The following is a 25,343-nucleotide window of genomic DNA, read 5'->3' on the forward strand; positions in this document are numbered from 1 at the left end:
GGTGCCCCTCCATCAACTCGCCGTGGCCCCTTCGGACGTCTCCGGGCAGAAGCTCGGGCTCGCCCTCAACGCGCCCGCACCGCCGCCGCTGGCGACCTGCCTTCTGCACCACCCCGGCGGCGGCGCCCTGCGGCTGGGGGTCCTGGGCGCATCGCACGTCGTCACCGTCGAGCACGGCGCGGGCCGGTTCTCCGAAGAGGTCTCCTGCACGGCACGCGGCCTCGGCGTCGACCTGCCGGAGCACACGGCCGCGCCCGGCTACTTCCTGCGATCCCGCACCGACTCCTACGACGAGGCGGCCTTCCGCCGGATGGCGCGCGACCTTCGTGACCGGTGTGCGCGGGAAAAGGGTTGGCTCGGTGGCACTTTCCCCGGCGACGACGCCGCGCTGACTGCCTTGGCCGCCGAACCCGACGGCACCGGCTGGTATTGGCAGACCTGGCACCTCTACCCGCGCAGCCCTTTTGGATCCGGCGGCGACGTGGTCCACACGGTGAGCCGGTGGCACCCGTGAGCCGCAATCGCCTGTTCGTCATCGCCGGTGCGCTGGCCGTCGCCGCCGTCGCCTTCCTGGTGCCCGGAATCATCTTGTCGCAGAAGAACATTGCTTCCTACATCGCGAGCCACTATCACGAGTACTCCCACGACGCCAACGGGAAGCGCTACGAATGCAGCGGGCCTCCCGACGACGTGGCCGACACGCTCGCCGAGTACCAGGCCCCCGAGGCGCGGGCCGCCAACGGCGACAGCGAGTACCTGCGCTACAGCAACAACATCGTGATCGTCGGCCCCGACGGCAATCGCCCGTGCAGCATCCGCCTGGAAGGCCTGAACGCCGGATACAGCCACGGCGCCTTCATCTTCCTGGGCCCCGGATTCACCCCCGGCTCACCCTCGGGCGGCGCCGGAGGTACGCCCGGCGGCCCCGGCGGAACCAAGTGACGGCTCACCACCACAAAGGAGAAAACCATGTACCTCGCCGTCGAGATCGGCACCGTCGACCTCAACCCCGTCCTCAAGGGCGCGGTCGCAACGATTTTGTACTTCCTGGTCGGTATGGCCGTGCTGCTTATCGGGTTCTACGCGGTCGACGTGTTGACCCCGGGCAATCTGCGCCGACTGGTGTTCATCGACCGCCGCCCCAACGCCGTCATGGTCGCGGGTGCGATGTATATCGCGTTGACCATGGTCATCATCACCGCCATCGCGAACAGCTATAGCCAGCTGGGCCAGGGGCTCGTCGGCGTGGCGGTGTACGGGCTGATGGGCGTGATCCTGCTGGGGATAGCGCTGCTCACGATGCACCTGCTGATTCCGGGCAGTTTCCACGAGCACATCGACGAGCCGCAGCTGCATCCGGGATCGTTCGCGGTGGCGCTGATATTGCTCGCCGTGGGAGGGGTCACGGCCGCTGCGGTGTCATGACGTCCGTTGATCTGCCGGTGCCAGAGGTGAGCCGGCCCGCGGAGCCTTCGGTGCGCTGGCGCGCCGTGCTGCTGGCCGCCGTTGCGGCATGTGCGGCGTCCGGCATCGTCTACGAGCTCGCGCTGCTCACGCTGGCGGCGAGCCTCAACGGCGGCGGCATCGTCGCCACGTCACTGATCGTCGCGGGCTACATCGCCGCGCTCGGCGTGGGCGCCCTGGTGGTCAAGCCGCTGCTGGCGCACGCGGCGATCGCGTTCATCGCGGTGGAGGTGCTGCTGAGCATCGTCGGCGGGTTGTCGGCCGCGGCGCTGTACATGGTGTTCGCCTTCATCGACGACGAGTCGATGTGGATGCTGGCGGTGGGCACCGCGTTGATCGGTGGGCTGGTCGGCGCCGAGGTGCCGCTGCTGATGACGATGCTGCAGCGCGGCCGCAGTGGCGAGGCGCCCGACACCGGCCGGACGCTGGCCAACCTCAACGCCGCCGATTACCTCGGCGCGCTGCTGGGCGGGCTGGTGTGGCCGTTCCTGCTGCTGCCGCAGCTGGGCATGATCCGCGGCGCGGCGGCCACCGGCATCGTCAATCTCCTGGCGGCGGCCGTCGTGGCGATCTTCGTGCTGCGCCGGGTGGTTTCGGCCCGCCAACTGGCGACGGCGCTGTGCGCGCTCGCCGCCGCGCTCGCCCTGCTCGTCACGCTGCTGGCGCGTTCGGCCGACATCGAGACCACGAGCAGGCAGCGCCTCTACGCCGACCCGATCATCGCCTACCAACACTCGGCCTACCAGGAGATCGTCGTCACCCAGCGCGGTAACGACATGCGCCTTTACCTCGACGGGGGCCTGCAATTCTCCACCCGGGACGAGTACCGCTACACCGAAAGCCTGGTCTACCCCGCGCTCGGGGCGAGCGCGCGATCGGTCCTCGTCCTCGGGGGCGGCGACGGGCTGGTGGCCCGCGAGTTACTGCGTCAGCCGGGCCTCACGAGGATCGTGCAGGTGGAGCTCGACCCCGCGGTGATCCAGTTGGCCCGCACCACGATGCGCAGGGCCAACGGCGGGTCGCTGGACAGCCCGCGGGTCAAGGTGGTGATCGACGACGCGATGCGCTGGTTGCGCTCGCCGCACCCGGACGTCGTCCCGCCCGGCGGCTTCGACGCGGTCATCGTCGACCTGCCCGACCCCGACACCCCGGTCCTGGGCCGGCTGTATTCGACCGAGTTCTACGCACTTGTCGGGCACGCGCTCGCCGAGAATGGCCTGATGGTCGTGCAGGCGGGCAGCCCGTTCTCGACGCAGACCGCGTTCTGGCGCACCGCCTCGTCCATCCGCGCGGCCGGGTACGCCGTGACGCCCTACCACGTGTACGTGCCGACGTTCGGTGACTGGGGTTTCGCGCTGGCGCGCCGGGGGGGCAACGCGCCCACGCCCACCGTGCCGCCCAACGCGCCTCCGCTGCGTTTCCTGAACCAGCACGTCCTCGACGCCGCCACGGTGTTTCCCGACGACACCCGCCCCCGCCCGCTCGAACCCTCGACGCTGGACAATCCGCGGATCGTCGACGACATGCGGCACGGTTACGACTAGATCTGGCTCACTCCTCGTCGAGAGCGGCGAGCACCTCGTCCGACAAATCGACGTTGGTCCAGACGTTCTGCACGTCGTCGCTGTCCTCTAGGGCGTCCACGAGCTTGAACACCTTCCGGGCGCCGTCGACGTCCACCGGCACGCTGACCGAAGGCTGGAAGCTGGCCTCGGCGGACTCGTAGTCGATCCCGGCGTCCTGCAAGGCGGTGCGCACCGCGACCAGATCGGTTGGCTCCGAGATGATCTCGAAGCTCTCACCGAGGTCGTTGACGTCCTCGGCGCCGGCGTCGAGAACCGCCGTCAGCACGTCGTCTTCGGTGAGCCCGTTCTTCTCCAGCGTGACGACGCCCTTGCGGGTGAACAGATACGAGACCGAGCCCGGATCGGCCATGGTGCCGCCGTTGCGGGTCACCGCCACCCGGACCTCGCCGGCCGCGCGGTTGCGGTTGTCGGTCAGGCATTCGATCAGCACCGCCACGCCGTTGGGCCCGTAGCCCTCGTACATGATCGTCTGATAGTCGGCGCCGCCGGCTTCCTCGCCGGCGCCGCGCTTGCGGGCACGCTCGATGTTGTCGTTGGGCACCGAGGTCTTCTTGGCCTTCTGGATGGCGTCGTAAAGCGTCGGATTGCCCGCCGGGTCCCCGCCGCCGGTCCGCGCGGCGACCTCGATGTTCTTGATGAGCCGGGCGAACTCCTTGCCTCGGCGCGCGTCTTTGACGGCCTTCTGGTGCTTGGTGGTGGCCCACTTGGAATGGCCGCTCATTGGTGTCTCTTACCTCTTCTGTCTTCGAAAGTTCGCCAGACGAGTCTACGTGGACGGCTGGCGGCGATTGCCCGGCCGCTCCCCTGGCGGCCCAGCCGCCCCAGCAGTCACAAGATCCGGACGATATGCCTCTTCCCAGACTTGATATCGCATGCGCTATCAATTTCGGGGATCGCATCATCCCCCGAAGTTGGTGCCACTGTGACTGGCGCGTCAGGCGTTGCCGTTGACGATGTCCACGAAGAGCTGGTGGACGCGCCGGTCGCCGGTCATCTCGGGGTGAAACGCCGTCGCCAGCTTCGCGCCTTGCCGCACCGCGACCGTGTGCCCCGACGCTTCGGCCAGCGCCTGCACGTCGTCGCCGGCCCGCTCCACCCAGGGGGCGCGGATGAACACCGCGCGCACCGGACCGTCCAAACCGGCGAACGGTATGTCGCCCTCGAACGAGTCAACCTGCCGCCCAAAGGCGTTGCGCCGCACGGTCATATCGATCGCACGCAGCGGCAGCGCCTCCCGGCCGCCCGCGCCGGCGTCGAGAATTTCGCTGGCCAGCAGGATCATCCCGGCGCACGCTCCATAGGCCGGCAGCCCGTCTGCCAGCAGCCCGCGCAGCGGCTCCAACAGGTCGAGGTCGAGCAGCAGGTGGCTCATGGTGGTGGATTCGCCACCGGGAAGGACCAGCCCGTCGACCTTGTCCAGCTCCGCGCGGCGCCGCACCGGCATCGACTCGGCCCCGGCTTCGCGCAGCGCCGCCAGGTGCTCGCGGGTATCGCCCTGCAGCGCCAGCACCCCGATCAGGGGACGGCTCACGGCCGGAATCCGCGCTGGAAGCGGGTCAGCCCCTCCTGCATGACCGCCGCCACCATCTCGCCGGACTGGGTGAAGATCTTGCCCTGGCACAGCGAGCGACCGCCGCTGGCCGACGGCGACGACTGGTCGTAGAGCAGCCACTCGTCGGCCCGGAACGCCCGCATGAACCACATCGCGTGATCCAGCGACGCCACCTGCAGGTGCTGGCGGACGTCGAGGTGGTTGACCTGCGCCGACCCCAGGAGAGTGAGGTCGCTCATGTAGGCCAGCGCGCAGATGTGCAGGACCGGGTCGTCCGGCAGCGGGTCGCGGTGGCGAAACCACACCTGCTGCTGGGAGGCCTTGCCGGGCGACAGCTGCAGGCGCTCGCGCGGCACGATGCAGACGTCCCACTCCTCGAACTGCTTGAAGCCGGCGTCGTCGAACACCTTGATCGAGTCCAGGCCGGGCAGCCCGTCGGGCGGCGGCGCGGCCGGCATGACGTCCTGGTGGTGGATGCCCTCCTGGTCGGTCTGGAAGGACGCCCCCATGCTGAAGATGATTTCGCCGTGCTGGATGGCGTTGACGCGCCGGGTGGCAAACGAGCCGCCGTCGCGGGTGCGCTCGACGATGAAGACCGTGGGCTCGTTGGCGTCCCCGGGCCGCAGGAAGTAACCGTGCAGCGAGTGCACCTGGTAGCGCGGGTCGACCGTGCGCACCGCCGAGACCAATGACTGCCCGGCCACGTGGCCACCGAACGTGCGCTGGAAATATCCCGACTCAGGGCTGAACACCCGACCGCGGTAGATGTTGACCTCGAGTTGCTCGAGATCAAGGATCTCTTCGATCGCCACCAATAGCCTCGGCTTACCAGCCGCGTTCGGCCAGCCGATGGGGCTGAGCGATCTGCTCGACGTTGATGCCCACCATCGGCTCGCCCAGGCCGCGCGACACCTTGGCCAGCACGTCCGGGTCGTCGTAGAACGTGGTGGCCTTGACGATGGCGGCGGCGCGCTGCGCGGGGTCCCCCGACTTGAAAATCCCCGAGCCGACGAAGACGCCCTCGGCTCCGAGCTGCATCATCATCGCGGCGTCCGCGGGGGTGGCGATGCCGCCCGCGGTGAACAGGGTGACGGGCAGCTTGCCGGCCCGGGCCACCTCTACGACGAGGTCGTAAGGCGCCTGCAATTCCTTTGCGGCCACATACAATTCGTCTTCCGACATCGACGTCAGCCGCCGGATCTCGCCGCCGATCGCCCGCATGTGCGTGGTCGCATTGGAGACGTCTCCGGTGCCGGCCTCGCCCTTGGACCGGATCATCGCCGCGCCCTCGCTGATGCGGCGCAGGGCCTCGCCCAGATTCGTGGCCCCGCACACGAACGGCACGGTGAACTTCCACTTGTCGATGTGGTGGGTGTAGTCCGCGGGGGTCAGCACCTCGGACTCGTCGACGTAGTCGACGCCGAGGCTCTGCAGGATCTGCGCCTCGACGAAGTGCCCGATGCGCGCCTTGGCCATCACCGGGATCGTCACCGCGGCGATGATGCCCTCGATCATGTCGGGGTCGCTCATCCGCGACACGCCGCCCTGGGCGCGGATGTCGGCGGGCACCCGCTCCAGCGCCATCACGGCGACGGCGCCCGCGCCCTCCGCGATGCGGGCCTGCTCCGGGGTGACGACGTCCATGATGACGCCGCCCTTGAGCATCTCGGCCATGCCGCGCTTGACGCGCGCGGTGCCGGTTCGTCCGCTGCCGTTGGGTGACGCGGCGGTGTCCACTGCTGATCTCCTTCAACCGTTGTCGCCCCAGTCTAGTGGGGGCGGGAGACGAGTTTTTCCACTGTGGGACCCATAAAAGGGGCCGATTGGCCCTAGGCCCGGAAATCGACCCCTTGCTACACACTTCATGGTTAGTTTGCTCACATCGGGTCTTCGAACGCGACGGATAGCGGGCCACCTGGTAACGGGGATGGCGGCCGCCGACCTGGCTGAGGAGGAGTCAGGATGTTGCCGGATTTCGTGCTCTTGCCGCCGGAGATCAACTCCGCGCGGATGTATGCCGGACCGCGCTCGGGTTCGATGTGGGCAGCGGCGGCGGCGTGGGACGCGTTGGCCGCCCAGTTGGGCTCTGCGGCAAGTGCCTTCCAGTCGACGGTGTCGACCCTGACGGGTGGGGCATGGCAGGGTCCCGCCTCGATGACGATGGCGACGGCCGCCGCCCCGTACGTGCAGTGGATGACCGCGACGTCGGCGCAGGCAGAGCTGGTGGCCAACCAAACCCGGTTGTCGGCGGCCGCGTTCGAGGCGGCGTTCACCGCGACGGTTCCCCCGGAAGTCGTCGCGGCCAACCGGGCGCTGCTGATGTCGCTGATCGCGACCAACCTCCTGGGCCAGAACACCGCGGCTATCGCGGCGACCGAAGCCCAGTACGCCGAGATGTGGGCCCAGGACGTGACGGCGATGACCGCCTACGATGCCAGCACCCAGGCGGCCGAGGCGACGTGGACGCCGTTCAGCAACCCGCCCCTCACCCTGACGAGCCTGCCCACCCCGACGTTTACCTCCTTCGGGGAGCAGCTGTTTCAGGCCCTGACCCAGATGTTGACCCAGCAGCTGATGAACCCGATGTCGCAGCTGCAGATGCTCTCGACGCCCGCCCAGTTCGCGATGGAGCCGATGAACATGATGGTGGGCCAGCTGATGTCCGGCACCAATCCGTTGCTGAGCGGCGCCGGCAGCGTCCCCGCGATGGATCCGGTCATGGCGTCGACGGTCAGCCCGGGCACCGGCGGCCCCATGACCGCGCAGCTCGCCGGGCGCGTGGTCTCGGCCAGTGCGGGCCGGGCCGGTTCGATTGGGGCGCTATCCGTCCCGTCGACCTGGGCCGACGCGGCGCCGGCGGTGGCCCCAACTCCCGCGGCCACGGTGGCACCCAGTGCCCCGGTCAGCCCCATTTCGGCGAGCCTGCCCACCACGCCGCACCTGCCCTCCACGGGCATCCCCGGGCGGGGGACGGCCACGGCCACACATTCGATCGCCGGAACGCGCGAAGGTCTGGCATCGCGCGCGGTGCCGAGTTAGTCAGGCGGAACGCCGATGTCGTTCGTGATCACCGACCCCGACGCCATGGCCGCGGCCGCCGACGAGCTGCAATCGATCGGCTCGTCCATGGAGGCCACGAACGCGGCCGTGGCCGCCCCGACCACGGGAGTGCTACCGCCGGCAACGGATTCGGTGTCGGTGCGCGTGGCAACGATGCTGGACACGCATGCCCAGCAGTATCAGGCGCTCAGCGCGCAGGCGGAACTGTTTCACAACCAGTTCGTGCAGACCCTGATCACGGCAAAGAACGCGTACGCCGAAACGGAGGCCACGAACGCGGCGGCCATGCAGTCGTCGACGGGTTCGGACAAGATCGCGCTGATCATGGGCGGCACCGGGAACCCGTCGCCGGACCTCAGGTACATGACGTCCATCGAACAGGCGTATCTCGCCCAGAATTACTCCGGGTACACCCTGGTGAGTTTGCGTACGCCTGAACAATTTTGGCCGATCACCGGGCTCGGCAGCGAAACCTTTGGCAAGTCGGTCTACCAGGGTGTGGCAACGCTGAACAGTGCGATCCTGACCCAGACCGCCGCGGGCAATCACGTTGTCGTCGTTGGTTATTCGCAGAGCGCGACCATTGCCAGCCTGGAAATGCGCTACCTGCAAGCTCTGCCGGCCGCCCTACGGCCGAGTCAGGACCTGCTGAACTTCGTGTTGCTCGCCGACCCGAACAATCCGATGGGCGGCATCTTGACGCACTTCATTCCGGGCTTCGGGGCGTTTCACTTCGCCACCCCGCTGACGACGTCCTACGCGACCTCCATTTTCACGCTGCAATACGACGCGATCGCCGACTTCCCGCTGCATCCGCTGTGGCTTCCGTCGGACCTCAACGCCCTTTTCGGGTTCCTGGATCTGCACCACACGGTCCCCTTCCTCTCCGCGGCACAAGTCGCCAGCGCCCTCCACGAGCAGATCGGCAACCTGTCTTTCTATTTCATGCCCACCACGCAGTTGCCGCTGCTCGATCCGCTGCGCATGTTCCTGCCCATCATCGGAAATCCGTTGGCAGACTTGCTGCAACCGTTCCTCAAGCCGATCGTCGACCTGGGCTATGCGCCCGGGTTCTTCCCGGGTCCGGTGAGCATTGCGGGGTATCTCGGCCCAGGTGTTGCGTCCGGAGTCGGGAACCCGCTGTTTGCGGGATTGCCGCCGCTGGTCTCCAACGGACTCCCGAGCGGGTTCTGACCGCCTCAGCGGATCGATTGCAGCGGGCCCGGCGCCCGGCCACCGGCCAGGGCGGCCGCGTCGGTGAGCAGTTCGGACAGCTGCATCGGGTACACCGTCTCACCGGCCGCGGCCAGTCGGGCGATCTCGGCGGCATCGCACCACCGGTGGCCGTGGATGTAGCTGCGTTCCAGGTCCGTTCGGTCCGCGGCGGACGGCTCGAACCGGTGGGTGCGGTGTACGAAGTAGAACTCTTCGCTGTCGATCAAAGCGCCGTTGAACTCGAACACCTCGTCGCGCCGCCACACGGGGCCGATCATCTCCGCCGGCGCCACTCGTAAGCCGGTCTCTTCGGCCAACTCCCGGGCGGCGGCCTCGGCAAGCCGCTCCCCCTTGCGCACCTCGCCGCCCACGGTGATCCACCACCTCGGCGCGTGATCGCGGGCGATGGCGGGATCCGAACCGCGCAGCAGCAGCACCGCGCCGGTCTCGTCGAGCAGCACCACACGCGCGGACGTACGGTGGCTGAGCACCCCGTGGTCGCCGTGGGCCAGCGCATGCGGCCGCTCGACGATCTCGAAATAGCTGGGCAGCGCGGCGGTTCCGCCGAGACGAAGGGTCCGCACCAGGAATCGTTCGCGCAGCGCCAAGGTGTCTCGGACCGCGTCGTTGTGGAAGCGGCGGGCCAGCACCACCCTGGCCTCGGCGTCGGCCAGCTCGGCGATCAGCCCAGCCGGCAGCGACGCCGGATCGACGATCGCCAGCGCGGCCGAGAGCTCGTTCTCGCACGACTCACGCGCCTGCCGCGGCGCGGCCTCGGCGGCGTCGGCCAGGGCGGCCAGCCGCCTGCCCTCCGAGGCACCGCCGTAGGCGTCGATGGCGACCGCACGCGCGACAACCGCGCGGCGCGCCAGCGCACCGTCGAGCGCCTGCCACGACAGGTCGTAGCGGACGTGCAACCGGTCCAGCCGGTTGGCCGTCTGATAGGCCCAGGCGCCCAATATCGCCAGGAGCCCCACGAGTATCGCGATGGGGACGATCAGCCACGTCATCAGCTCGCCACCTCGACCTTGGCGCCGGCCGCGGCGACCGTCTCGTACACCCGCATGATCTGGCTGGCCACCACCGACCAGTCGTAGCGCTGGACCGCGGCCGAACCGGCCGCCACATAGCGTTCGCGCAGCACATCGTTTTCTAGCACCGACACAAGGGCGTCCGCGAGCGCTACGCCGTCGCCGACCGGCACCAGGCACCCGACTTCGCCGTCACACAACACGCGCCGGAAGGCGTCCAGGTCGCTGGCCACCACCGCGGTGCCGGCGGCCATCGCCTCGACCAGGACGATGCCGAAGCTCTCGCCGCCGAGGTGCGGCGCGCAGTACACGTCGGCGCTGCGCATCGCCGAGGCCTTCCCGGCGTCGTCGACCTGACCCAAAAAGCGAATGTGCTTCACCAATTCGCCTGCCTGGCCGCGCAAGTCGTCCTCGTCACCGCGGCCGACGACGAGCAGCTGCACATCCGGCAAGCGCTGGACCACCCCGGGCAGCGCGTCGAGCAGGACCGACATACCCTTGCGGGGCTCGTCGTAGCGGCCCAGGAACAGCACCGTCTTGCCCGACCTCGGGTAGCCGTCCAGCGGCGGCGCCGAGGCGAACGAGTCGACGTCCACCCCGTTGGGGATCTCGACCGCGTCGGTGCCCAGCGCCTCCATCTGCCAGCGGCGGGCCAGGTCGGACACGGCGATCCGGCCGACGATCTTCTCGTGCATCGGGCGCAGGATGCCCTGAAACACCGTCAGCGTCAGCGACTTGGTGGTTGAGGTGTGAAACGTCGCAACGATCGGCCCCGCGGCGATGTTCAGCGCCAGCATCGACAGGCTCGGCGCGTTCGGCTCGTGCAGGTGAAGGACGTCGAAATCGCCTTCGGCAAGCCACTTTTTGACCTTGCGGTGGGTGGCCGGGCCGAACCGCAGGCGAGCCACCGAGCCGTTGTAGGGAATGGGGACGGCCTTGCCGGCGGACACGACGTAGTCGGGCAACACCGCGTGCGGCGAAGCGGGCGCGAGGACGCTCACCTCCTGCCCGCGCCGGCGCATCACCTCGGCCAGCTGCAGGACATGCGACTGCACCCCGCCCGGCACGTCGAACGAGTATGGGCAGACCATCCCGATCCGCATCAGGTCTCCCTGAGCCGCGCCTGCTTGGCATCCGACAGGTCGGCCAGCCACTGGGGCTGCAGCATGTGCCAGTCCTCGGGGTGGCGGGCGATGTTCTCGGCGAACCGGTCGGCCAGCGCCTGGGTGATGACGCGGACGTCGCCGCTGCTGCAGTCCAGCGGCGGCTGTATCCACACCCGCGAGCCGCCGTCGGCGAACCAGCAATGCGAGGGCAGCAGCGCCGCCCCGGTCTCGATCGCCAGCTTCGCCGGGCCCGCGGGCATCCGGGTGGGTTCGCCGAAGAAGTCGACTTCGACCCCGGTGCGGGTGAGGTCGCGCTCGGCCATCAGGCAGACCACCCGGTTGTCCCGCAGCCGCTCGCACAGCACCTCGAAGGGCGGTCGGTCGCCACCGGAGGACGGCAGCACCTCGAAGCCGAGGCTTTCGCGGTAGGCGATGAAGCGCCGGTAGAGCGACTCCGGCTTGAGGCGCTCCGCGACGGTGGTGAAGGTGCCGCGCGTCTGCGCCAGCCACACCCCGGCCATGTCCCAGTTGCCGCTGTGCGGCAGTGCGCACACCGCCCCGCGACCGTTCGCCAGCGCGGCGTCCAGATTGTCGGCGCCCCGGAACGTCTCGTCGAGCTCGCGGGCCACCGAGCGCAGGTCCATCGTCGGCAGCCGGAACGCCTCCCGCCAGTAGCGGGCGTAGGAGGCCACCGAGGCCCGCATCAGCGCGTCGGGCACCTCGGCCGGCGGCACGCCGACGACGCGAGCCAGGTTCTTGCGCAGTTGGTCCGGGCCGCCACCGCGGGCCGCGTAGCGCGCTCCCGCCCCGAACACGGTGCGCGCGGCGAACTCCGGCATCGCCCGCACGGCCATCCAGCCGGCCGCGTACCCCCAGTCGCTTGCGGTGTGAGAGGCCAGGCGGCGGGGGGTGGTGAGCAAACTCGTGCCGGGGATCACGGCATCCGCTCCGTCGCGCCGGGCGAGGTCCACACCGTGCGCAACCGCTGGACGCAGGTGACCACGCTGGCCGCCGCCAGCAGCCACATCGCCACCGGCAGGGCGGGCGGCCAGGCAACGAAGGGGAAGTCCGACACCCCGGCACCTACCAACACGATGATCAACCTTTCCGGTCTTTCGATGATGCCGCCGTCGCCGCGCAGTCCGCTGGCTTCGGCCCGCGCCTTGATGTAGGAGATGACCTGCGACGTGACGAGGCAGATCAACGTCGCCACCGTCAGCAGCTTGTCGTGCAGGCCGAAGGCGACCCACCACAGCAGTCCACAGAACACCGCGCCGTCGCTGATCCGGTCGCACGTGGCGTCCAGCACGGCGCCGAAACGGGTGCCGCCCCCGCGCTCCCGGGCCATCGCGCCGTCGAGCATGTCGAACAGCACGAAGAACCAGACCACGCAGCCACCGGCGAACAGCTTGCCCATCGGAAAAAGCGTGAGCGCCCCCGCCACAGATCCGGCTGTGCCCAGGATGGTGACCACGTCGGGGGTCAAACCCAGCCGCAGACACGCCCTGGCGGTCGGAGTGGTGAGCCGCGCGAACGCCGCCCGCGACAGGAACGGCACCTTACTCATGAGCGCCCGAGCCTCATGGCTGCCTTGCCCACTCCGTGGCCAGCAACCGCCGGGTTTCGCGCAGCAACTGCGGGATCACCTTCGAGCCGCCGATGATGGTGATGAAGTTCGCGTCGCCGCCCCAGCGCGGCACGACGTGCACGTGCAGGTGTTCGGCAAGTGACCCGCCCGCCGAGGTCCCCAGGTTCAGCCCGACGTTGAAGCCGTGTGGCCGCGACACGTTCTTGATGACGCGAATTGCCTTCTGCATGAAGGCCATCAACTCCGCGCTCTCGTCTTCGGTGAGGTCCTCGAGCTCGGACACCCGCCGGTACGGCACCACCATCAGGTGCCCGGGGTTGTACGGGTAAAGGTTGAGGACGGCGTAGACGAGCTCGCCGCGGGCGACCACCAGGCCTTCCTCGTCGGACAGCCGCGGGATGTCGGTGAACGGCTGCTCGGTCTTGCCCGACGAGTTGGGGTCACGCTTCATCGGCGCCTCGGCCAGATAGTTCATCCGGTACGGCGTCCAGAGGCGTTGCAGGTGGTCGGTTTGGCCGACGCCCGTGTCCAGGATGGTGTCGTCGGCGCGTTCCTCTTCGGTCACTGTCTACTCACCGCCGGTCACTTTTACGAGTTCGGCTGTGGGGACGGCATTTTGGCGATCGGCGATCCAAGCCACGATGGCGTCGACGGCGCTGTCCCGTGGCACACCGTTGATCTGCGTGCGGTCACCGAAGCGGAAGCTGACGGCATCGGCCTCGACGTCGCGGTCGCCGGCCAGCAACATGAACGGGACGCGCTGGTTGGTTTGCTGCACGATCTTCTTGGCCATCCGGTCGTCGCTGGCATCCACCTCCACCCGCACACCGTGCGATTTGAGCTGCGCGGCAATGCTTTCCAGGTAGGGCACGTGTTCGTCGGCGACGGGGATGCCGACCACCTGCACGGGCGCCAGCCACGTCGGGAACGCGCCGGCGTAGTGCTCGGTGAGGATGCCGAAGAACCGCTCGATGGACCCGAACAACGCGCGGTGGATCAGCACCGGCCGCTGACGCGAGCCGTCGGCGGCGGTGTATTCGAGTTCGAAGCGTTCCGGCATGTTGAAGTCGAGCTGGATAGTCGACATCTGCCAGCTCCGGCCCAGCGCGTCCTTGACCTGCACCGAGATTTTCGGGCCGTAAAACGCCGCGCCGCCGGGGTCGGGAATCAGCTCCAGCCCGGAGGCCACGCCGACGTCGCGCAGGACCTCGGTGGCCTCGTCCCATATCTCGTCAGACCCGGAGTACTTCTCCGGGTCCTTGGTGGACAGCTCGAGGTAGAAGTCGTTGAGCCCGTAGTCGGCCAGCAGGTCGAGCACGAAATGCAGCACCGAAGCCAGCTCGTCGCGCATCTGCTCGCGCGTGCAGTAGATGTGCGCATCGTCCTGAGTCATGCCGCGCACCCGGGTCAGGCCGTGCACCACGCCGGATTTCTCGTAGCGGTACACGCTGCCGAACTCGAAGAGCCGCAACGGAAGTTCGCGATACGACCGTCCGCGCGACCGGTAGATCAGGTGGTGCATCGGGCAGTTCATCGGCTTGAGGTAGTAGTCCTGGCCCGGCTTGCGCACCGTGCCGTCCTCGTTGAACTCGGCGTCGAGATGCATCGGCGGGTACATTCCGTCGGCGTACCACTCCAGGTGCCCCGACGTGACGTACAGCTGGGCCTTGGTGATGTGCGGCGTGTTGACGAACTCGTACCCGGCCTCGATGTGCTTGCGCCGCGAATACTCCTCCAGCTCCCTGCGCACGACGCCGCCCTTGGGGTGGAAAACCGCCAGCCCGGAACCGATTTCGTCGGGGAAGCTGAACAGGTCCAGCTCGCTGCCGAGCTTGCGGTGATCGCGGCGCTGGGCTTCCGCGAGCAGCTCGAGATGGTGGTCCAGCGCCTCCTGGGACTCCCACGCGGTGCCGTAGATGCGTTGCAGGCTGGCGTTTTTCTGGTCGCCCCGCCAGTAGGCGGCGGAGCTTCGGGTCAGCTTGAACGCCGGGATGTGCTTGGTGGTCGGGATGTGCGGCCCGCGGCACAGGTCGCCCCAAACCCTTTCCCGGGTGCGGGGATTGAGGTTGTCGTAGGCGGTGAGCTCGTCGCCGCCGACCTCCATGATGTCGGGGTCGCCGGACTTGTCGTCGACGAGCTCGAGCTTGTATGGCTCGTTGGCCAACTCCGAGCGGGCCTCGTCTTTGGACTCGTAGACGCGGCGTTCGAACAGCTGTCCCTCTTTGACGATCTGGCGCATCCGTTTTTCCAGCGCCGCCAGGTCCTCGGGGGTGAACGGCTCCGCCACATCGAAGTCGTAATAGAAGCCGTCGGTGATGGGCGGCCCGATGCCCAACTTGGCGTGCGGGAACAGGCCCTGGACGGCCTGGGCCAGCACGTGCGCGGCGGAATGCCGGATGACGCTGCGGCCCTCGTCGGTGTTGGCGGCGACCGGGGCGACCTCGACGTCGGCTTCGGGTACCCAACTCAGGTCGCGCAACTTGCCGTCGGCGTCGCGCACGACGACGATCGCGTCCGGGGAACCCCGGCCCGGCAGCCCCGCCTCCCGCACTGCGGCGGCCGCGGTGGTGCCGGCAGGAACCCGGAGCTCGGCCCGCGGCGATCGCGAGCCCGGCTCGCCCGGGCGCTGCGGGTCGCCGCCATCGGCCCGCGGCGATCGCGAGCCCGGCTCGCCCGGGCGCTGCGGGTCGCCGCCATCGGCCTGCGGGGTGGGCTTTGCGGCGGCACTCATCGGGTCAATTCTCCAGGCTTGGACATGTCGGAACGATCGCGACCATGCTATCCGTGTGGCCGACCACCACCCCACACCGCCGGGCCACCACTGATTGACCCCTCGGTCGAAGTGCGCCTACCGTGCCAGCGTGGTCACCACCATCGAACGGTTGGCGGGGTGGGCCGCTGACCTGCGTCTCGACGATGTCCCCGACGCGGTGGTCGACCTGTGCCGTTCCCAACGCCGATCCGTGTTCGCGGCCACGGCGGCATCGGCCCGCGACGTCGCGTCGCGGCGCGTGCTCGCCGGTGTCGAAAGCTGGGCCGGCGATGGCCCCGCAGTGGTGCCGGGACTGCACCGGTCCGTTGCCGTCGACGACGCCCTCTACGCCGCGGCCGCGTTGTCGATCGCGCTCGACTTCGACGACTACATGTGCTTCGCGCACGCCGGCCACTCCGCCGTATGGGTACCGGTACTCCTCGCCGCCGAGACCGGCGCCTCGGCGGCCGAGCAACTAACCGCCCAGGTGGCGGCCAACGAGCTCGAGGCCCGCTTGGGCGGCGCCTGCCTGCTGGGGCCGCTCAACGGTCAGTTGTGGTCGTTCGTGCACGCGGCCGGAGCGGCCGTCGGCGCCGGGCGGCTGCTTGGACTCGATGCGGGCCGGCTGGCGCATGCCCTGGCCCTTGCTCTCTACCAGGCTCCGCGCGCCACCGTGCCGGGGTTCATGGCCCCCGATTCGAAGCTGCTGACGGCAGCGGAACCGACTCTGGCCGGCGTCCGGGCCGCCCGCCTGGCCGCCAACGGCGTCACCGGTCCCCTGGATGCCCTCGACCACCCGCAAGGCTTCTTCGATGCGTTCTCCTACGCGCCGCTGCCCGCACTTCTCGGTGGGCTCGGCACCGGTTGGGCGACACGGACTCTGAGCGTCAAGCGGTATCCGGGCTGCGCTTATGTCGACACGACCGTCGACGCGCTGCACGAACTCGGGCCGCCGCCACCCGACGAGGTCGCCTCGGTGGTCGTCGATGCGGGCGTGCTGACGTGCGGGATGGATGCCATGTCGCACGGGTACACGGCCGAGCGCGTGCCCACACCGGTGACTATCAACTTCTCGATCCCGTGGACCGTTGCCGCCACGCTTGTCGCCGGCCGGCTCACGCCGGACGAAGTCAACGAGGAATGGCTGCCCGGCCACCACCGCGAGCTCGCCGAGGTCGCCGCCCGGGTGTCGTTGCGGCACGACTGGTCGCTCACCCTGCGCACGGCCGAAGCGATGGCACCGCTTCTTCCCGTCCGCGCCATGACGGTCGGCACGCCAACCCGCCGGCTGCTCGGCGCCGTCCGGCGAACTCGCCGGGAACACAAGGGCGTTCGCTTCGCCCTCGGCGACGGCATCGCTCTGCTCCGCGCCCTGCGAGATGGCCGAATCGGCGCGGCCGGACGAGCGGCGACAGGACAGTTGTGGGCGCCGGCAGCGCTTGACGCATTCACCATGACTTTCCCGGCGCGGGTGCGGGTGAGGTTGCGCGACGGCCAGGAGTTAGCGGCCGAATGCGGTGTTCCCCACGGCGGAGCCGGCAATGTGAAAACCAGTCCCGACGCCGTCAGCCGCGAAAAGCTCTTGGGGAGTGGACCTGCGGTGTGGGGCCAAGAGCGGACCCACGAGATCTTCGAGGCGATCGACGCCGACGCCGACGACCTGTGGCGCCTGCTGGGCCGTCAGGGCTGACCGGGCTTGAGCCGCACGAACAGGGCGTCGGCTTCGGTCAGCAGCGTGTCGCCGTCGGTCAACCGGCCGGACACGAAGATCTTGCGCCCGTCCACCCGGTCGATGCCGGCGTCGAACTGCAATTCCTTCTCGATCGGCACGATGTGGCGGTAGTCGATCTTCAGGTAGGCCGTGCGCTGGTAGGGACCGCCGGTGAGCACCGACGACGTCAACCCGAGCACGCTGTCGAACAGCATGCCCAGGCAGCCGCCGTGCACGGCGCCGTTGCGGCCCAGGTGAAACCGGGCGAACCGGGCCGAGCCCTGGATGCGGCCATCCTCGGTCTTGCGGGCCTTCATGGGCACGGACAGGATGTTGCCGCGCATCGGCAGGTCCATCCGGCGCCCCGACGGGGAGTTCCATTCGTCGGCGTCGAACGGAGCCAGCAGGGCCGACACCTTGTCCAGCAGGTTGGCGGCCTCGGTGATCACCGCGTCGGGCGCGTCGACGGCGCGGGCATGGTCCTGCAGAGTGCGCACCGCATCAATAAACCTGCCGTAGTCGGGCCCGCCCTTGGCCGTCGGCTCCGGCGGGTTGAACCCGCCGCCGCGGTGCTGCTGATGTTCCGCCACCCGCACACCGTATTGCGCGGCAGAAGGCGCGGCGCGCTCAGACCGTCTGTTGGGCCCCGGCCGCCGAGAGGGTTTCGAACTCGTCGTCGGTCAGCGTGATCTCGGCGGCGGCCACGTTCTCCTCCAGGTGCGCCACCTTCGAGGTGCCCGGAATCGGCAGCATCACCGGCGACCGTTTCAGCAACCAGGCCAGCGCCAGTTGCGACGGGCTCGCGTGGTGCTCGCCGGCGATGCGCTGCAGCGGGCCGTCGGGCGCGGCCAGCGGCCCGGCGGCCAGCGGGAACCACGGGATGAAGCCGATGCCCTGGCGGGTGGCGGCGTCCAGCAGCGGCTCGGCGCCCCGGGCGGACAGGTTGTACATGTTCTGCACCGACACGATCTCGGTGGTCCGCTGCGCTTCCGTGAGTTGGTCGACGTTGATCTCGGACAGGCCGATGTGGCGGATCTTGCCCTCGTTCTTCAGCGTCAGCAGCTCGCCCACCTGGTCGGCGAGGGGGAAGTCGGGGTCGATGCGGTGCAGCTGGAACAGGTCGATGGTGTCGACGCCCAGGCGCCGCAGGCTCATCTCGCATTCCTGGCGCAGATACGTCGGGTTGCCCAGCGGGATCCAGACGTCCGGTCCGGTGCGCAGCAGCCCCGCCTTGGTCGCGATGACCAGGCCCTCGTAGGGATGCAGCGCCTCCCGAATGATGTCTTCGGATATGTAGGGGCCGTAGGAGTCCGCGGTGTCGATCAAGTTCACGCCGAGTTCGACGGCGCGGCGCAACACCCGGATGCATTCGTCGCGGTCGGCCGGCGGGCCCCAGACACCCTTGCCGGTGAGGCGCATGGCGCCGAACCCGAGCCGGTTGACGGTCAGGTCGCCGCCGAGGGTGAACGTTCCGGACGCTTCTGCAACAGTTTTCGAGTTTTGTGCGGTCACTTTTACGACCGTACGCCGGAAATGTCGCCGTGCATCTCGGCGTGGCAAGCTGAGCGGGTGGACTTAGCAGCGCTTGAGGAACTCCCGCTGACCTATCCCGAGGTGGGGGCGACCGCATCCGGCAACTTGCCCGCGGGATACGGCCACCTGCGCACGGAGACTCAGATCGGCACGGGTCAGCAGCGCTTCGAGCGAGCCGCCGACGCCGTCATGCGCTGGGGCATGCAGCACGGGGCCGGGCTGCGGGTGCGGGCCAGCTCTGACGTCGCGGAGGTCGGCACAGTTGTGGTGGTGCGCATGGGTTTTCTGCCCGCGCCATGCCGGGTGGTGTACGTCGTCGACGAGCCCGACATCCGTGGATTCGCCTACGGCACGTTGCCGGGGCATCCGGAGTCCGGCGAGGAGCGCTTCGTCGTCCGGCGCGATCCCGTCACCTCCGCGGTGTTCGCGGAGGTGACGGCATTCTCGCGGCCCGCGACCTGGTGGAGTAAGGCCGCGAGGCCAGTTGTCTCGGTGGCCCAGCGCGTCATCGCCAAACGCTATCTGCGCGGGGTCTGAGCCGGCCGATTACCGGCGCCCGATGCTGCCGGTGTGCACGCCCTGCGCCAGCCGGGCGAGTGCGATAGCGCCAACCAGCAGACCGAAGTCGCGCAGCGCCACGTCGTAGAAGCCCGGCCCGGTGGCCAGGTCGACGATGATCCCGGCCAGCCACGCCGCGACCACCCATGCGCCGAACCGCGGCACGACGGCGACCAACACGCCGGCCACGATCTCGATGACGCCCACCACGTACATGCATTGATCGGCGGTCCCGGGCACCAGGTCGTTGATCCAGCCGGCCAGGTACATGCTCCAGTGATGCGGGTGGGTCAGCACGTTGAAGAACTTGTCCAGCCCGAAAACGATGGGCGCGATGGTGAAAACGGTGCGCAGGGCGTAGTACGCCGACAGCGCCGGGTCCTTCAATTGGGCGGTGAGCGGTGGGGTGGCGTTGGTGGTGCTCATGGATTCCTCCTTCTAACAGATATTGATCTGAACGTTAGAACCAAGCGTCAAGAGTTTTATCCGTTAGAAATGGCTGTTGACGTGGACGACGACTTCCTGGAACGCGACGCCGCCGGCATCGGGGCGCTCGCCGACCCGGTGCGCCGCGAGCTCTACCGGTTCGTGTGCGCCCAGTCGGCGCCGGTGAGCCGCGACCAGGCGGCCGACGCGGTCGGGATTGCGCACCACCAGGCCAAGTTTCACTTGGATCGGCTGACCGCCGAGGGCCTGCTGGAAAGCGACTACGCGCGCGTGACCGGCCGATCCGGACCGGGCGCGGGGCGGACGTCCAAGCTGTATCGCCGGGCGGGCCGCGACATCGCCGTCAGCCTCCCCCAGCGCGAGTACGAATTGGCGGGACGCTTGATGGCGAAAGCCATCGCCGAATCGTCCGCCACGGGTGCGCCCGTTGTCGAGCTCCTCAACGGGGTCGCGCACGACTACGGGCAGACCATCGCCGCCACGCCGCGCCGGCCCACCAGCCCGGCCGCCGGACTCAAGCTTGCGGTCAAGGTCTTGAGCAGATACGGCTACGAACCCCGCGCCGTCGGCCGCAGGATCGAACTCGCCAACTGCCCGTTCCACGCGCTCGCGCAGGAGCAGACCGAACTGGCCTGCAACATGAACCACGCGCTCATCACCGGCGTCGCAGATGCCCTGGCGCCGCACGGTCCCGACGCCCACCTGTGTCCGGGGCCGGACCGCTGTTGTGTCGTGCTCACCCCCGGCGACCGCTAGGCGGCCGCTAGGAGCCCCACGCGTTCAGCAAACGCTTTGCACCCGAACACATTTCGTCAATAACCTCGGCCACCGACGCATCGTCACGGATCATCCCGACGCCCTGACCGGCGTCCACGGGCGCCACCCGGCGGTCATCGGCGGCGATGGAGGCCGCCAGGTCGTCGCAGGCCTGCGGATTGAGTGTGTCCTCTTTACCGGTCCAGCGCTCGACGAAGTCGTTGGTCAGCACCCGGGACGGGAATCGCGCGGGCCACGGCCGGGCCTGGGCGACGTCGAAGGCCCGGGTGACCGCTGTGTCGGTGGCCAGGGCCGCGATCAGCGCGCGGCGGCTGCCGTCGCCGGAGAGCGCCTCCGGGCACGCGGCCAGGCGGGTGCCCACCCATGCCCCGCTCGCGCCGGCGGCCAGCACGGCGGCCAGGCTGCGCGCCGAGGCGACACCGCCGCCCGCGAGGACCGGCACCGAGACGGCGTCCAGCACGGTATCGAGCAACGGCAGCGTCGCGAGCTTCGTTTCACCGTGACCGCCGCCCTCGGACCCCCGGGCGACCAGAATGTCGACGCCGGCGTCGGCCGCCTGACGCGCCCCGACACCGTCGTATACCTGTGTGGCGGTGGGGATCCCGGCGTCGTGCGCCTTGGCGACCCACGACCAGTCGGTCCCGAAACTGACCGACAGCAGGGCCGGCCCCGCGGCCAGGGCATCCTCGAGCAGGCCCGCCTCGGTGCGCATCACCCAATCGACCAGGCCGATGCCGAACGGTCCCCGCACGTGCTGCAGCTGGGTTCGCAGCAGTTCCCTGGTGGCGACGCTGCCCATGCCGACCATGCCCAGGCCGCCGGCCGCGGTCACCGCCGCCGCCAGCCGACCTCCGGCGACGCCGCCCATGGGCGCGTTGACGATCGGTACCCGCAGCCCGAATTCCTTTGACCAGGGCGTGGAAAGCATCCGGCTAGTGAACCGACGGAATGGTCTTCAGCACGGTCAGCATGACCACCGAATCCTCGACCGCCTGCAGGGCGTGCCGTTCGGTCGGGATCGCGACATAGTCGCCGGTTTTGCCCTCCCAGGCGTCACCGCCGGTGGTCAGGCGCACGTGGCCCTGCAGCACCTGCAGCGTTGCCTCCGCGGGGCCGTCGTGTTCGGAAAGCTCATGGCCGCCAAGCAAAGCCAGCACGGTCTGCCGAAGTTCGTGGCTGTGGCCACCGTGGATGGTGTGGGCGGCCCGCCCGCTGTGCGATTCCTTGGCCTCGGCCAGTTTTTCGGACGCGAGGCTGGTCAACGAGATCGATTCCATAGCTGAGTCCTTTGCGGTTGAACGGACACGATCAGGCCGTCAGTAGCAGTATCCCCGCCACGACCAACGCGATTACTTTGACTACCTCGAAGCCGACGTACACGTAGTGGGCTCGGGAGCGCGGACCGTCCGACCCGGCGAGCACCCTGTCCGAGCGGCGGGTCAGTCTGGGGCGCACCGCGATCAACTGCCCGGCCAGCGCACCGGCTGCGACGAAAATCGCGACGGTGACGCCCCTTGTCGTCGGGCCCCCGGCCACGATCGCCACCAGGACCAGGGCGAAGCAGACCTCGACGGTGTTGAGGGCCCGGAACACCAGCCGCCCGATGCCGAGCCCGATCTGCAACGTCACGTTGGGCGCGCGGAATTTCAGCGGAGCTTCCAGGAACGAGATCGCCAGCACCATGCCGAGCCACACGAAGGTGACCGCAACCGCGATCGCCGGGCCGGTGCTCATTTGGCCGCAGCCCGCGGCGCCAGGTGCGCCACGCACAGATCCGGTTCGACGAACGCGTCGAGCCGATCGACCGACACCGGCGCCCCCCAGGCCTCCATGGCGCCTTGCATGAGGCCCAGGTGCACCGGGCACACGACGGCGGTCCGATTTTCGGCCAACTCCAGGAACGGGCAGTGCCGCAGACCGACCTGTTGCTCCCCGTCGGCCGCCCGGCGCTCGGGCGCAAAGCCGAGCTCGTCGAGCATGTTGACCAAGTGGTCGATGGCGTCGTCGGCGCTGGCGGATTCCGTGGGAACCGCCTCCAGGCTGGCATCCAGCTTTTGCCCCCAGGCCCGGCCCGCGGCCAACGCCTTGGCACCGGCATCGCGCTCGCCGGCGAACGCCACGGCCAAGATCTCGGCGAGCAGGCGATAGTGCCGCGTCCCGCCGCGGTCCATCTGCCGGACCGCGCGGAACATCAGCGGCGGGCGGCCCGGCCCCTTGCGATCCAGCTCGACGTGCTCCACCTGCCCGTCACCGACCAGGCTGTCGAGGTGGAAGCGGACGGTATTCGGGTGCACGCCCAGCACCTCGGCGATGGCAGCGATGCTCATGGGATCGGGCGACGCCCGCAACACCCGCAGGACCGCGTGGCGGCGGCTGGCGGATTCCCCGATCGACGTCGGCGACAACTTCACGCGACCCTCACGCTCCTTCCGATTGGTCGGCCCTCGGCTGAGCGGCCACCAGACGCGTGTCTACACCGAGCGGACCCATCTTGGCCGCCCCACCCGGGGATCCCAAGGGCGCGTCGCGGCCCGGCAGAGTTTCGGCGAAGAACGCCTCGTTGTCGGCCAGATACGGTCTGAGCTCCTCGGGCAGGTCGTCTTCGTAATAGATGGCGTCGACCGGGCACACCGGCTCGCACGCGCCGCAGTCCACGCATTCGTCGGGATGTATGTAGAGCGCGCGGCCGCCTTCGTAGATGCAATCGACGGGACACTCGTCCACACAGGCGCGATCCATCACGTCGATGCATGGCTTCCCGATCACGTACGTCATGGGCTAGAGTTTACACAACATTGCTTGTAAAAACGAGACGATTGGGAGAACCGGGTATGCCACCTCTGAAAAACTCTGCGCGGCCAGCGGTCTGATGATCAAGCCGCAACCCGATTCCCGGGCTCCCCTGCCCGCGGCGGGCCGCGCCGACGACGCCGTTGCGGGCCACTGGCTGCTGGCCCGGCTCGGTAAGCGCGTCCTGCGCCCCGGCGGCGTCGAGCTCACCCGCGCCCTGCTGGCCCGCGCCGAGGTGGCCGGCGCCGACGTGGTCGAGTTGGCCCCCGGCCTGGGCCGCACCGCCACCGAGATCCTGGCCCGCCACCCACGGTCGTACGTCGGCGCCGAGGGGGATCCCGACGCGGCCACGGTGGTACGCGGCGTGCTCACCGAACTCGGCGTCGAGAACGGCGCCGTCCGGGTCGCCGACGCGGCGGCCACCGGATTACCGGATGCGAGCACGGATGTCGTCATCGGGGAGGCGATGCTGAGCATGCAGGGTGACGCGACCAAGCACGCCATCGTCGCCGAGGCGTCGCGAGTGCTCCGGCCGCGGGGCCGGTATGCGATCCACGAATTGGCCCTCACACCGGACACCGTCTCGGAGGAGGTCAGCACCGACATCCGGCAATCGCTGGCGCGCGCGATCAAGGTGAACGCGCGGCCGCTGACGGTCGCGGAATGGTCGGGGCTGCTCGCCGACCACGGGCTGGTGGTTGACCACATCGAGACCGCGCCCATGGCCCTGTTGCAGCCGCGCCGACTGGTCGCCGACGAAGGGCTGCTCGGGGCGCTGCGGTTCGCCCGCAACGTGCTGGTCCACCGGGACGCCCGCAGGCGGGTCCTCACGATGCGCCGCACGTTCCGCCGGCACCGCAAGCAACTGGCCGCCGTCGCAATCGTCGCCCACAAACCCTGACCCCGCGCGACATCGACTAAATGCTTTGCGCCGACGCCGGTTTCGCGTCTTCTGGGTGGGCGAGCCGATAGACCTCGATGAGCCGCGCCACATCGGTGGGCGTAACGATGCCGACCACCTGCGCGCCGTCGAACACCAGGGCACGGCTGCGGGGACCGGCCGGTGCCATCCGCTCCAGGAGGGCGGTCAGCGGCTCCTGTGGCGCGCCGGACGGCACCTCTTCCAGCGGTTGCGCGACCTCCCCCACGGTGACGGTGGCGCGCTGGCCGGGCGCGACCTCCCGCAACCGACGCAACGTGATCAGACCGGTAATCGCCCCGCTCCGGTCGACGACCGGGTAGGCCGAATGCCGATCACCGAGCACATAGCGCTGGACGAAATCGTCGACGGTGATCCAACCGGGCGCGGTATGCGGCCCGGCGGTCATCGCGTCGGCCACGCGTACGCCGGAGAACATCTGCTGGGTCGATATCCGCGTCTCCTCCTCGCGACTGGCGGCGAAGATGAACCAGCCGATAAACGCCAGCCAGACACCGCCGACCACACCACCCAACAAGAATTCGGCCAGCCCCAGCCCGATGAGGATGAAGGCGACCACCCGTCCGGCGTGCGCCGCGCCGATGCTCGCTCGCACGCTGTCCCCGTGGCGGCGCCACAGGATGGCCCGCAGCACCCGGCCACCGTCCAGGGGCGCGCCGGGCAACAGGTTGAACAGGCCCAGCAGCAGATTGATGACGGCCAACCAGGAAGCGACCCCGATCACGATGGGAGCGGCGCGCACGGTATGCAGCGCCGCGACCAGCCCGCCGAAGGCGGCGGCCAGCGCGAGACTGATGGCCGGCCCGGCGATCGCGATCCGGAAGGCCGCCTTGGGCGTCTTGGCCTCGCCGCCGAGGGTGGTCACGCCGCCGAAAAGCCAGAGCGTCACGCTCCCCACGGACACCCCGGCGCGGCGGGCGACGACGGCATGCGCGAGCTCGTGCGCCACCAGCGACGCCAGCAGCACCAGCGCGCCGCACGCTCCGGCCAACCAGTAGGCGCCGTGCGAATATCCTTTGACGGTTCCGGGCAGCGTGCTGGCCAGGCTCCAGGTGAACAACCACAGGATGACCAGCACGCTCCAGTGGACGTTCACCGGAAATCCGGCGATCCGCCCTATTGGGATCGCGTCGCGCACGTCAAACCTCCAAAGTCGTTGAGTAGAGCCGGTTCGACTGCCGTCTCTGGCTCGAAAGTAGGGCGCCGCCGCGGCCGCCGCTAGGGCACTAGGAC

Annotated in this window: 29 protein-coding genes; 10 read left to right on the top strand and 19 right to left on the bottom strand. The window is 69.1% G+C overall.

The genetic code is table 11. From position 1 onward, the window contains the following. Nucleotide 1: 1 nt before the first annotated feature. Genes H7J89_RS14025 through H7J89_RS14040 form a run of 4 tightly spaced genes read left to right on the top strand, consistent with a single transcriptional unit; the run spans nucleotide 2 to nucleotide 3,008 of the window. The gene (locus tag H7J89_RS14025) at nucleotides 2–514 is read left to right on the top strand and encodes a DUF2617 family protein (RefSeq protein ID WP_264044311.1); all 513 of its coding nucleotides are present in this window, start codon (nucleotides 2–4) and stop codon (nucleotides 512–514) included. Next, entirely contained in the window at nucleotides 511–942 is a 432-nt protein-coding gene (locus H7J89_RS14030; RefSeq protein ID WP_264044312.1) for a DUF4247 domain-containing protein, read from the top strand. Before H7J89_RS14025 ends, H7J89_RS14030 begins: the two co-directional genes overlap by 4 nt. Nucleotides 943–969: 27 nt before the next feature. After that, on the top strand, nucleotides 970–1,425 hold the full coding sequence (locus tag H7J89_RS14035; RefSeq protein ID WP_264044313.1) for a DUF350 domain-containing protein: 456 nt from the start codon (nucleotides 970–972) through the stop codon (nucleotides 1,423–1,425). Then, on the top strand, nucleotides 1,422–3,008 hold the full coding sequence (locus tag H7J89_RS14040) for a polyamine aminopropyltransferase (protein ID WP_264044314.1): 1,587 nt from the start codon (nucleotides 1,422–1,424) through the stop codon (nucleotides 3,006–3,008). Before H7J89_RS14035 ends, H7J89_RS14040 begins: the two co-directional genes overlap by 4 nt. Before the next feature lie 7 nt (nucleotides 3,009–3,015). Here H7J89_RS14040 and H7J89_RS14045 read toward each other — a convergent pair whose 3' ends face one another. The 4 genes from H7J89_RS14045 to pdxS form a co-directional block, all read right to left on the bottom strand. Continuing rightward, nucleotides 3,016–3,771: a YebC/PmpR family DNA-binding transcriptional regulator gene (locus H7J89_RS14045; RefSeq protein ID WP_067205682.1), complete on the bottom strand. Its 756-nt coding sequence runs from the start codon at nucleotides 3,769–3,771 to the stop codon at nucleotides 3,016–3,018. A gap of 213 nt (nucleotides 3,772–3,984) precedes the next feature. Beyond that, nucleotides 3,985–4,581 (bottom strand): pyridoxal 5'-phosphate synthase glutaminase subunit PdxT, encoded by a 597-nt coding sequence (pdxT, locus tag H7J89_RS14050; protein ID WP_264044315.1) that lies wholly within the window; start codon nucleotides 4,579–4,581, stop codon nucleotides 3,985–3,987. Next, nucleotides 4,578–5,414 carry an acyl-CoA thioesterase II gene (gene tesB, locus H7J89_RS14055; RefSeq protein WP_264044316.1) on the bottom strand — a complete coding sequence of 279 codons (837 nt, stop codon included), beginning with the start codon at nucleotides 5,412–5,414 and terminating at the stop codon, nucleotides 4,578–4,580. The genes pdxT and tesB overlap by 4 nt, the downstream gene beginning before the upstream one ends. Before the next feature lie 13 nt (nucleotides 5,415–5,427). Beyond that, nucleotides 5,428–6,339 carry a pyridoxal 5'-phosphate synthase lyase subunit PdxS gene (gene pdxS / locus H7J89_RS14060; protein ID WP_264044317.1) on the bottom strand — a complete coding sequence of 304 codons (912 nt, stop codon included), beginning with the start codon at nucleotides 6,337–6,339 and terminating at the stop codon, nucleotides 5,428–5,430. A 225-nt stretch (nucleotides 6,340–6,564) separates the two neighbouring features. Here pdxS and H7J89_RS14065 point away from each other — a divergent pair, with 225 nt between their 5' ends. Then, nucleotides 6,565–7,641 carry a PPE family protein gene (locus H7J89_RS14065; protein ID WP_264044318.1) on the top strand — a complete coding sequence of 359 codons (1,077 nt, stop codon included), beginning with the start codon at nucleotides 6,565–6,567 and terminating at the stop codon, nucleotides 7,639–7,641. Between the two features lie 15 nt (nucleotides 7,642–7,656). Continuing rightward, nucleotides 7,657–8,856, top strand: a complete 1,200-nt coding sequence (locus H7J89_RS14075) for a PE family protein (RefSeq protein WP_276042113.1) — start codon at nucleotides 7,657–7,659, stop codon at nucleotides 8,854–8,856. A 5-nt stretch (nucleotides 8,857–8,861) separates the two neighbouring features. Here H7J89_RS14075 and H7J89_RS14080 read toward each other — a convergent pair whose 3' ends face one another. Genes H7J89_RS14080 through thrS form a run of 6 tightly spaced genes read right to left on the bottom strand, consistent with a single transcriptional unit; the run spans nucleotide 8,862 to nucleotide 15,333 of the window. Beyond that, entirely contained in the window at nucleotides 8,862–9,887 is a 1,026-nt protein-coding gene (locus H7J89_RS14080; RefSeq protein ID WP_264044319.1) for an NUDIX hydrolase, read from the bottom strand. Next, nucleotides 9,887–11,011, bottom strand: coding sequence for a glycosyltransferase family 4 protein (locus H7J89_RS14085; protein WP_264044320.1), 1,125 nt, complete (start codon nucleotides 11,009–11,011; stop codon nucleotides 9,887–9,889). Before H7J89_RS14085 ends, H7J89_RS14080 begins: the two co-directional genes overlap by 1 nt. Further along, a complete protein-coding gene (locus tag H7J89_RS14090) occupies nucleotides 11,011–11,952 on the bottom strand; it encodes a phosphatidylinositol mannoside acyltransferase (RefSeq protein ID WP_264044321.1) in 942 nt (313 codons plus the stop codon). Before H7J89_RS14090 ends, H7J89_RS14085 begins: the two co-directional genes overlap by 1 nt. After that, nucleotides 11,949–12,581 (bottom strand): phosphatidylinositol phosphate synthase, encoded by a 633-nt coding sequence (gene pgsA, locus H7J89_RS14095; protein ID WP_264044322.1) that lies wholly within the window; start codon nucleotides 12,579–12,581, stop codon nucleotides 11,949–11,951. Before pgsA ends, H7J89_RS14090 begins: the two co-directional genes overlap by 4 nt. Nucleotides 12,582–12,594: 13 nt before the next feature. Continuing rightward, nucleotides 12,595–13,167, bottom strand: coding sequence for an ATP adenylyltransferase (locus H7J89_RS14100; RefSeq protein WP_264044323.1), 573 nt, complete (start codon nucleotides 13,165–13,167; stop codon nucleotides 12,595–12,597). A gap of 3 nt (nucleotides 13,168–13,170) precedes the next feature. After that, on the bottom strand, nucleotides 13,171–15,333 hold the full coding sequence (thrS, locus tag H7J89_RS14105; protein WP_264044324.1) for a threonine--tRNA ligase: 2,163 nt from the start codon (nucleotides 15,331–15,333) through the stop codon (nucleotides 13,171–13,173). 130 nt (nucleotides 15,334–15,463) lie between these two features. On the opposite strand from thrS, the gene H7J89_RS14110 reads away from it, so the two are divergent. Beyond that, complete coding sequence (locus H7J89_RS14110) at nucleotides 15,464–17,044, top strand: MmgE/PrpD family protein (protein ID WP_264044325.1); 1,581 nt, start codon at nucleotides 15,464–15,466, stop codon at nucleotides 17,042–17,044. Here H7J89_RS14110 and H7J89_RS14115 read toward each other — a convergent pair. Continuing rightward, nucleotides 17,035–17,661 (bottom strand): PaaI family thioesterase, encoded by a 627-nt coding sequence (locus H7J89_RS14115; RefSeq protein WP_264044326.1) that lies wholly within the window; start codon nucleotides 17,659–17,661, stop codon nucleotides 17,035–17,037. The two genes, H7J89_RS14110 and H7J89_RS14115, sit on opposite strands and share 10 nt — an antisense overlap. 31 nt (nucleotides 17,662–17,692) lie before the next feature. Continuing rightward, nucleotides 17,693–18,577 carry an aldo/keto reductase gene (locus H7J89_RS14120; RefSeq protein ID WP_264044327.1) on the bottom strand — a complete coding sequence of 295 codons (885 nt, stop codon included), beginning with the start codon at nucleotides 18,575–18,577 and terminating at the stop codon, nucleotides 17,693–17,695. A 57-nt stretch (nucleotides 18,578–18,634) separates the two neighbouring features. Between H7J89_RS14120 and H7J89_RS14125 the strand changes: the two genes are divergently transcribed. After that, a complete protein-coding gene (locus H7J89_RS14125) occupies nucleotides 18,635–19,135 on the top strand; it encodes a DUF1990 domain-containing protein (RefSeq protein ID WP_264044328.1) in 501 nt (166 codons plus the stop codon). Nucleotides 19,136–19,144: 9 nt separating this feature from the next. On the opposite strand, the gene H7J89_RS14130 is transcribed toward H7J89_RS14125, so the two are convergent. After that, nucleotides 19,145–19,582, bottom strand: coding sequence for an Rv2617c family stress response/phage resistance protein (locus H7J89_RS14130; RefSeq protein ID WP_264044329.1), 438 nt, complete (start codon nucleotides 19,580–19,582; stop codon nucleotides 19,145–19,147). Between the two features lie 69 nt (nucleotides 19,583–19,651). Between H7J89_RS14130 and H7J89_RS14135 the strand changes: the two genes are divergently transcribed. Then, the gene (locus H7J89_RS14135; protein WP_264044330.1) at nucleotides 19,652–20,359 is read left to right on the top strand and encodes a helix-turn-helix transcriptional regulator; all 708 of its coding nucleotides are present in this window, start codon (nucleotides 19,652–19,654) and stop codon (nucleotides 20,357–20,359) included. Nucleotides 20,360–20,366: 7 nt separating this feature from the next. On the opposite strand, the gene H7J89_RS14140 is transcribed toward H7J89_RS14135, so the two are convergent. The 5 genes from H7J89_RS14140 to fdxA are packed head-to-tail and all read right to left on the bottom strand — an operon-like array spanning nucleotide 20,367 to nucleotide 23,155. Beyond that, the gene (locus H7J89_RS14140; protein WP_264044331.1) at nucleotides 20,367–21,308 is read right to left on the bottom strand and encodes an NAD(P)H-dependent flavin oxidoreductase; all 942 of its coding nucleotides are present in this window, start codon (nucleotides 21,306–21,308) and stop codon (nucleotides 20,367–20,369) included. Nucleotides 21,309–21,312: 4 nt separating this feature from the next. Then, the gene (locus tag H7J89_RS14145) at nucleotides 21,313–21,657 is read right to left on the bottom strand and encodes a cupin domain-containing protein (RefSeq protein ID WP_264044332.1); all 345 of its coding nucleotides are present in this window, start codon (nucleotides 21,655–21,657) and stop codon (nucleotides 21,313–21,315) included. A 31-nt stretch (nucleotides 21,658–21,688) separates the two neighbouring features. After that, a complete protein-coding gene (locus H7J89_RS14150; RefSeq protein ID WP_264044333.1) occupies nucleotides 21,689–22,114 on the bottom strand; it encodes a hypothetical protein in 426 nt (141 codons plus the stop codon). Further along, nucleotides 22,111–22,791, bottom strand: coding sequence for a helix-turn-helix transcriptional regulator (locus tag H7J89_RS14155; RefSeq protein WP_264044334.1), 681 nt, complete (start codon nucleotides 22,789–22,791; stop codon nucleotides 22,111–22,113). Before H7J89_RS14155 ends, H7J89_RS14150 begins: the two co-directional genes overlap by 4 nt. Before the next feature lie 7 nt (nucleotides 22,792–22,798). Next, a complete protein-coding gene (gene fdxA, locus H7J89_RS14160; protein ID WP_264044335.1) occupies nucleotides 22,799–23,155 on the bottom strand; it encodes a ferredoxin in 357 nt (118 codons plus the stop codon). Between the two features lie 94 nt (nucleotides 23,156–23,249). On the opposite strand from fdxA, the gene H7J89_RS14165 reads away from it, so the two are divergent. Beyond that, nucleotides 23,250–24,071, top strand: coding sequence for a class I SAM-dependent methyltransferase (locus H7J89_RS14165; RefSeq protein ID WP_264044336.1), 822 nt, complete (start codon nucleotides 23,250–23,252; stop codon nucleotides 24,069–24,071). 16 nt (nucleotides 24,072–24,087) lie between these two features. Here the strand turns inward: H7J89_RS14165 and H7J89_RS14170 are convergent, their stop codons facing one another. Then, the gene (locus H7J89_RS14170; protein ID WP_264044337.1) at nucleotides 24,088–25,248 is read right to left on the bottom strand and encodes a site-2 protease family protein; all 1,161 of its coding nucleotides are present in this window, start codon (nucleotides 25,246–25,248) and stop codon (nucleotides 24,088–24,090) included. Between the last annotated feature and the right edge of the window lie 95 nt (nucleotides 25,249–25,343).

Source organism: Mycobacterium paraffinicum, assembly GCF_025822865.1.
GTDB lineage: Bacteria > Actinomycetota > Actinomycetes > Mycobacteriales > Mycobacteriaceae > Mycobacterium > Mycobacterium paraffinicum.

What these genes read in the sequence shown, in the direction of transcription:
- H7J89_RS14080 (WP_264044319.1), bottom strand. Translation starts at nt 9,887, where the DNA reads ATGACGTGGCTGATCGTCCCCATCGCGATACTCGTGGGGCTCCTGGCG.
- H7J89_RS14040 (WP_264044314.1), top strand. Translation starts at nt 1,422, where the DNA reads ATGACGTCCGTTGATCTGCCGGTGCCAGAGGTGAGCCGGCCCGCGGAG.
- fdxA (WP_264044335.1), bottom strand. Translation starts at nt 23,155, where the DNA reads ATGACGTACGTGATCGGGAAGCCATGCATCGACGTGATGGATCGCGCC.
- H7J89_RS14135 (WP_264044330.1), top strand. Translation starts at nt 19,652, where the DNA reads ATGGCTGTTGACGTGGACGACGACTTCCTGGAACGCGACGCCGCCGGC.
- H7J89_RS14035 (WP_264044313.1), top strand. Translation starts at nt 970, where the DNA reads ATGTACCTCGCCGTCGAGATCGGCACCGTCGACCTCAACCCCGTCCTC.
- pgsA (WP_264044322.1), bottom strand. Translation starts at nt 12,581, where the DNA reads ATGAGTAAGGTGCCGTTCCTGTCGCGGGCGGCGTTCGCGCGGCTCACC.
- thrS (WP_264044324.1), bottom strand. Translation starts at nt 15,333, where the DNA reads ATGAGTGCCGCCGCAAAGCCCACCCCGCAGGCCGATGGCGGCGACCCG.
- H7J89_RS14165 (WP_264044336.1), top strand. Translation starts at nt 23,250, where the DNA reads ATGATCAAGCCGCAACCCGATTCCCGGGCTCCCCTGCCCGCGGCGGGC.
- H7J89_RS14150 (WP_264044333.1), bottom strand. Translation starts at nt 22,114, where the DNA reads ATGAGCACCGGCCCGGCGATCGCGGTTGCGGTCACCTTCGTGTGGCTC.
- H7J89_RS14140 (WP_264044331.1), bottom strand. Translation starts at nt 21,308, where the DNA reads ATGCTTTCCACGCCCTGGTCAAAGGAATTCGGGCTGCGGGTACCGATC.
- H7J89_RS14065 (WP_264044318.1), top strand. Translation starts at nt 6,565, where the DNA reads ATGTTGCCGGATTTCGTGCTCTTGCCGCCGGAGATCAACTCCGCGCGG.
- H7J89_RS14045 (WP_067205682.1), bottom strand. Translation starts at nt 3,771, where the DNA reads ATGAGCGGCCATTCCAAGTGGGCCACCACCAAGCACCAGAAGGCCGTC.
- H7J89_RS14145 (WP_264044332.1), bottom strand. Translation starts at nt 21,657, where the DNA reads ATGGAATCGATCTCGTTGACCAGCCTCGCGTCCGAAAAACTGGCCGAG.
- H7J89_RS14085 (WP_264044320.1), bottom strand. Translation starts at nt 11,011, where the DNA reads ATGCGGATCGGGATGGTCTGCCCATACTCGTTCGACGTGCCGGGCGGG.
- H7J89_RS14075 (WP_276042113.1), top strand. Translation starts at nt 7,657, where the DNA reads ATGTCGTTCGTGATCACCGACCCCGACGCCATGGCCGCGGCCGCCGAC.
- H7J89_RS14130 (WP_264044329.1), bottom strand. Translation starts at nt 19,582, where the DNA reads ATGAGCACCACCAACGCCACCCCACCGCTCACCGCCCAATTGAAGGAC.